This is a genomic window from Rhodopseudomonas sp. BR0C11, from assembly GCF_010820945.1.
Classification (GTDB): Bacteria; Pseudomonadota; Alphaproteobacteria; order Rhizobiales; family Xanthobacteraceae; genus Rhodopseudomonas; species Rhodopseudomonas palustris_H.
This window is the reverse complement of record NZ_QTKI01000355.1, coordinates 1-5101: the sequence shown is the minus strand read 5'-3', so window position 1 is coordinate 5101 and position 5101 is coordinate 1. Positions and strand designations below refer to the sequence as shown.

The following is a 5101-nucleotide window of genomic DNA, read 5'->3' as shown; positions in this document are numbered from 1 at the left end:
CGCCTCGCTCATCGCCGATCGCGATCGTCTCGTGCGATCGGCGATGAGCGAGGCGATGGCGGGCGCTCACGATGCAATCTCCTCAGTGTTGTGGCTCGGCAAAAACGCCGGCAGATCGAGCGGCTCATCGGCGGCGGCTTCGGTTTCGGCGGTGATCGCATCGACCGGCGGTGCTTCGCCGGTGAATGTCAGTTCGTCGCCCCAGCTCACCCAGCCGGGCCGCGGCCGGCGCGCGTTGAGTTCGAGATACGGGCCCTCGAACAGCCGCTCGGCACGCGCCAGCCATTCATCGGGCTTGCGGCTGTGCTCCATGATCGGCGCGACGATCAGCTGCCGCACGTCGGCATAGAGCCGCTTCGATGAGCCCTTTGTGGCCAGCCAGCACATTTCCGGGTTGGCGCGGCTCCAATAGCCCTGGCCGAGATGCCACAGCCGATCGTCCGCAATGTCGATCGAGACGCCATCGGCCAGCAACTTTGCGATGATCTCGTTCGCCCGCGGCGTGGTCTTCACCCAGGTGAACAGCACCGTAATGTACGTCAGACCGAAATGCCGGATCAGCGCGGCCGCCTGATCGAGCGCCCAATCCACCACCCACATTCCGAGCGCACCGCCATCGGCAAGTAGTTCGCCAACGGGCATCTGCATGATCGCGTCCAGCTTCTCAGTCTTGTAGTGCATCCCCGCCGAGCGGCCGCTTCCGGCATCGCTACGAGTCTCGAACAGCCATTGCGGGTCCATGCCGATGAAGCCGAACTTGCGGCCGTCGCGCACCAGCTGGTGCAGATCATCGACGCAGCCGCCGCCGACCGTCCGCGAGGCGTGCTGATCGCGCCGGCGCTGGATGTCCGCCGTCTTCTCCGCCTGCTTCACTGGATCAACGACGATAGCCTTGCCGCTCGCCATCTTCTCCCGCGTCTGTTCGACCAGCGCGTCGAACTGCGCGTCCTGCAGCTGGGCTGCTGCTGCCGCACGGGCGGCAAGCTTCTTGTCGATGCCGATCTCTTTCAGCGTCGCCGGCGGCGGCGGCGCGTCCTCGCCTTCTGCAGGCGCCGGACGGCGGCCCTGGTGGCGCACAGCTAATTCGCCGGCCTCGCGTGCCTCCGCCAACATCGCACCGAGGCGCCGCTCCGCCCGCAGCTGCAGAACCGTAGCTTCGATCAGCAACGCGCGATTTCGGATGTATTCGGCGTGCACCTTCACGTGCTCGATATCGAGCCGAACCGCCTTCCAGTCCTCGACCCGGTTGGCATCCGACAGGGCCTTGCCGAGACCGGCGAGCACTTCCCGCGCGTTGGCGTATTGAGCGAGCACGTTCATCGGCGATCACCGCCGGCCGCGACGGCACTCATTCGCCGCAGATTTTCCTCGATGATCGCATTGACGATGGCGACCGCTGCGCTTGTACCAACCAGGGCCTGCCAGGCCGCACGTTCCCACTCATCGAAAGGCGCAAACGAAAGCCCCGCGCTCCGGAGCAACGCATCGCGATAGGCCAGCACCTGGCCGTAGGGCACACCGAATTGCCGCGCGATGCGAAAGAACGGATAAGAGGTCTCAGCCACGGCACACCTCCGGCATCGCGTTGTGCTCCACGCCGTCGAGCAGGCGGCCGGCGCGCTTCTTGCCAATGCGCGATACGCACTGTTCTTCGTCGTAGTTGCCGTCCTGGAAGTCTAACCACATGGGCCGGAACACTTCGCTCCAACGGCCGTCCTCCCATTCGCGATGGTCGAATTTGCTGATCTCTGGATTGTCGTCGATCAACCAGCCATCGACGGCGCCGATGTTCGGCGCCCACTCGCCCCACTGCTTGAAAAAGAACGGCACGTCCGCGGCGGCGCACTGATCGCGCAAGGCCCGCACCCAATCCGGATGCATCGGCCGCGCACCGGAGCCGCTCTCGCCGCCAACGATCACCCAATCAAGACCGGAACGCTCGCGCCCCTCGTACAGGGATGGCGATTCGCCTAGAGCGCGTGCGCCGGGCCCGGCAGGATACTTGTTGGCACAATTGTGAAGCGGCGGGTGTCCGTCCTTGCACCAATTACATTCACCCCAACACTCGCTATCCAGCGCACTCTCACCGTGCCAGACTTCTTCAAGGTTGATGGGGCCCCGCAGCGGCTCTGCGCTGATAAAGCGCACCGCTGCCGGCGTCGCCAGCAGATCAGGAATCCGCTCATCGGCGCGCTGCTGATCTTCGGTTGAGACGCCGAGCCAGACGTTCGGGAGAGGCCATTGTGCACACGCCGCGATGCCGAGCGATCGGTGAGGGCCGTCAATCTCTTCCGACTTCCAGCCCGGACACCATCGGTTCAAAACATTAGGAGTTGCGACAAACGCAAGATGATTGCGAACGTCGGACCGATTGCCGCCGCCGGTCGACGTCAGATACTCCCGCATCCGCTTGCTTCGCTTCGTCAACACCTGAAACGTGTGCTGCGGTGCCAGCGCCATGACGGCGAACACTTGGTCGATCCACGCGTCCGGCACGCTCTCGTGAAACAAATCGCCATGCGCACAGACGAAGATTCGCCGCGGCTTCCTCCAATGCAGCGGCTGCAGCAGCCAGTCCCGGTTGAACCGCACCTGCCCGTTCCACACCGGTCCGGCTTTTCTCATCGTGGTGAGCCCGGCGCGCGAGGGATGGTGCTGCAGCCGCGTGCCGGCGAGCTTCATCGCGTAGCAGTTGGTGCAGCCCGGCGAGACGACGCTGCATCCAGTGATCGGATTCCACGTCGCATCGGTCCATTCGATATCGCTCTTATCCGCCATGACCCCGCCCCCTCGCCGCCGTCAGAACGGGATATCGTCGTCGAGATCGCGGCGTTCGGCGCCGTAGCTCTCTTCGCTGGCCGGGCGGCCGGCGCCGGAGGATTCCAGCATCGTCAGGCTGCCTTTGAAGGCGGCGACCACGATCTCGGTGCTGTAGCGTTCGGCGCCGGACTGATCGGTCCACTTGCGGGTTTTGATCTGGCCCTCGATGTAGACGTTGGCGCCCTTCTTCAAATACTGCTCGGCGATCTTGCAGAGCCCTTCATTGAAGATGACGACGCGGTGCCACTCGGTCGCCTGCTTACGCTCCTGTGTGTCCTTGTCGCGCCAGCTCTCGCTGGTGGCGATCCGCATCGTCACCACCGGCTTGCCGTCCTGCAGCCGCCGCACATCAGGATCGGCGCCGAGCCGGCCGATCAGAATCGCCTTGTTGACGCTGCCGCTCATGCCCGCTGCTCCATGGCCAGATCTCTAAAATTTGCGATCCAGCGCGCGACCGTGTGTTCGGGCACAGCGAGAAGATGCGAGATCTCGGCGGTGTCATAGCGAGCGATCCAAAGAGCGATCACATCGCCATAGCGTTTCAAAAGGTTTTTGCTTTGCGCGCTCATCCCCGCTGCCCTCGCGTGTTGATCAGTTCCTGGTAGGCGCCGAGCCGCACCAGCTCGAGCGCCGAGGCCACGTGCATCCGCCACAGCGGCTTATGCTCGTCTGCCGCGGCGTGCAGGCCTTCCAGCGCTGCCGCCATGCTCATCGCACCGAAGGTGGTACGCGGGCCTTCGCACGGCCGAACGTCGGCGCGCCGCACCTCGGCCGCAATGCGCTGCATGCGCTCGATCCAGCGCAGATCGCGCTGCGCCGATGGTCGCGTGATCGCTTCTTCGCTAATCACGATCAGTTCGTTGAGCGTGTCGGACAACGGTCGCGTCACGGTCATCAGTCGGCTCCGGCGATGCAGTGGGACGTCGCGTGCAGATCGCGATTAGCGGTGCGCAGCAGGCGCTCGTTGGCGAAGATCACCAGCGCCAGCCATTCCAGCCGATCGGCGCTGACCATCGGCGCCAGCGACAGCGCCTGGATGTGCACACCGAGGAAAGCGAACAGCGGCAAGACCTGTGCCGCTTCGGGCAGCTGCGCGACCTGCGCGGTGAGTTCGGCCAGATCGCGCGCCAGCTCTTGCTGATTGCGGGTGCGCACGAACGCCTGTCCGGTGGCGACCGCCCGTGCGCTCAGAAAGGAGAGCTGCTCGGCCGGCGAAAGGCGGATATCGCTGCTGTCAGGTTGCGACATCGCAGCCCCCGCGCACGAAGCCGATCAAGGCTTCGACCTGGTGATCGAGCCAAGCCCCGATCAGCGCCGCGCCGCTGCCGATGATGCCGAATGCCAGCAGCAACAACCCCGCCGCCGCGATCGGATGCAGCGCGACAAAATCGCAGGCGCGATCGAGCGGGGTCATTGGGCGTTCTCCCCGCGCAGGAATGCGGCAAGCTTCGCCTTGTCGCTGACGTGGTAGCCAACGCCGCGCTGACACAGAACCGCGATGCCCGCAGGCAGCTGCGCGCGGATGGCCGTGATCAGCTGGGCAACGTAGTTGACCTCGCGGCCATCACAGCACCGCCCCAGCGCGACACTGGCGTCTGCGGTGCTGACGCGCCGACGGGCGGCCAAGAGCTGCGCGATCAAGCGCAGCTTGTCGCGACGCTTTCCGGTGAACGGATTGAAAGGCGCAGCCGCCTCGCTCACGGCCGCACCCCCTTGAGCACGTGCCTCTTGCCCCAGCGGCCGACGCCGCTGCGCGGATAGGTGCGGCGCTTGCTGCCGTAATGCCCGCGGCCGTGATTGCGGCGCGTCGTGCGGGTCGTTTCAGCGCTGGTGAACGGAGCCGCCCGCAGAAAGAACGACAAAATGGCGCGCCCGACCCCGTGCCGATCGAATGTCCTCATGCCAAACATCAGACCCCTCCCCGATGAGAACCGCCGCCGAAGCGCGGCCGGTATTGATGAAGCTCGCGCGCGGAAAAGCCGGGCCGCTCGCCGTAGGGGCAGGCCTCGGGATCAAAGGCGGGATCGGCGGCCTTGCGGCCGAGCGCGCGTGGAAGGCAGCGCTGCACCACCGCGATCGTCAGCGCCGCGGCGACGATCAGGAGCGCCGCCCGGACGATCAGGTCGAGGGTCTGGATCGCGGCGTCCGTCACGACACCGCCTCCCCGTCAGCAGCAGCGGGAATTGGTTCCGGCTCGGGACTAATTCCGGCGGGTCCCGATGCGGGCGGTTCCTCCGGTAGGCCGTGCAGGCCGACCAGATAGTCACGCTGACGCACTTCC

The 5101-nt window shown here is 65.5% G+C and carries 11 protein-coding genes; all 11 read right to left on the bottom strand.

All coding sequences use genetic code 11. The features are described from left to right. Nucleotides 1-66: 66 nt before the first annotated feature. Genes DYI24_RS20920 through DYI24_RS20870 form a run of 11 tightly spaced genes read right to left on the bottom strand, consistent with a single transcriptional unit; the run spans nucleotide 67 to nucleotide 4972 of the window. Nucleotides 67-1320, bottom strand: coding sequence for an MT-A70 family methyltransferase (locus DYI24_RS20920; protein ID WP_164573696.1), 1254 nt, complete (start codon nucleotides 1318-1320; stop codon nucleotides 67-69). Further along, nucleotides 1317-1565, bottom strand: coding sequence for a hypothetical protein (locus tag DYI24_RS20915; RefSeq protein WP_164573695.1), 249 nt, complete (start codon nucleotides 1563-1565; stop codon nucleotides 1317-1319). Before DYI24_RS20915 ends, DYI24_RS20920 begins: the two co-directional genes overlap by 4 nt. Next, nucleotides 1558-2778: a DUF5131 family protein gene (locus DYI24_RS20910; RefSeq protein WP_164573694.1), complete on the bottom strand. Its 1221-nt coding sequence runs from the start codon at nucleotides 2776-2778 to the stop codon at nucleotides 1558-1560. Before DYI24_RS20910 ends, DYI24_RS20915 begins: the two co-directional genes overlap by 8 nt. A gap of 21 nt (nucleotides 2779-2799) precedes the next feature. Next, nucleotides 2800-3225 (bottom strand): single-stranded DNA-binding protein, encoded by a 426-nt coding sequence (ssb, locus tag DYI24_RS20905; protein ID WP_164573693.1) that lies wholly within the window; start codon nucleotides 3223-3225, stop codon nucleotides 2800-2802. Then, the gene (locus DYI24_RS20900) at nucleotides 3222-3389 is read right to left on the bottom strand and encodes a hypothetical protein (RefSeq protein WP_164573692.1); all 168 of its coding nucleotides are present in this window, start codon (nucleotides 3387-3389) and stop codon (nucleotides 3222-3224) included. Before DYI24_RS20900 ends, ssb begins: the two co-directional genes overlap by 4 nt. After that, nucleotides 3386-3715 carry a hypothetical protein gene (locus DYI24_RS20895; RefSeq protein WP_164573691.1) on the bottom strand — a complete coding sequence of 110 codons (330 nt, stop codon included), beginning with the start codon at nucleotides 3713-3715 and terminating at the stop codon, nucleotides 3386-3388. The genes DYI24_RS20900 and DYI24_RS20895 overlap by 4 nt, the downstream gene beginning before the upstream one ends. Next, the gene (locus tag DYI24_RS20890; RefSeq protein ID WP_164573690.1) at nucleotides 3715-4068 is read right to left on the bottom strand and encodes a hypothetical protein; all 354 of its coding nucleotides are present in this window, start codon (nucleotides 4066-4068) and stop codon (nucleotides 3715-3717) included. Before DYI24_RS20890 ends, DYI24_RS20895 begins: the two co-directional genes overlap by 1 nt. Continuing rightward, nucleotides 4055-4234 (bottom strand): hypothetical protein, encoded by a 180-nt coding sequence (locus DYI24_RS20885; protein ID WP_164573689.1) that lies wholly within the window; start codon nucleotides 4232-4234, stop codon nucleotides 4055-4057. Before DYI24_RS20885 ends, DYI24_RS20890 begins: the two co-directional genes overlap by 14 nt. Continuing rightward, nucleotides 4231-4521, bottom strand: a complete 291-nt coding sequence (locus DYI24_RS20880; protein ID WP_164573688.1) for a hypothetical protein — start codon at nucleotides 4519-4521, stop codon at nucleotides 4231-4233. Before DYI24_RS20880 ends, DYI24_RS20885 begins: the two co-directional genes overlap by 4 nt. Then, nucleotides 4518-4730 (bottom strand): hypothetical protein, encoded by a 213-nt coding sequence (locus tag DYI24_RS20875; protein WP_164573687.1) that lies wholly within the window; start codon nucleotides 4728-4730, stop codon nucleotides 4518-4520. The genes DYI24_RS20880 and DYI24_RS20875 overlap by 4 nt, the downstream gene beginning before the upstream one ends. Next, complete coding sequence (locus DYI24_RS20870; protein WP_164573686.1) at nucleotides 4730-4972, bottom strand: hypothetical protein; 243 nt, start codon at nucleotides 4970-4972, stop codon at nucleotides 4730-4732. The genes DYI24_RS20875 and DYI24_RS20870 overlap by 1 nt, the downstream gene beginning before the upstream one ends. Nucleotides 4973-5101: the final 129 nt, after the last annotated feature.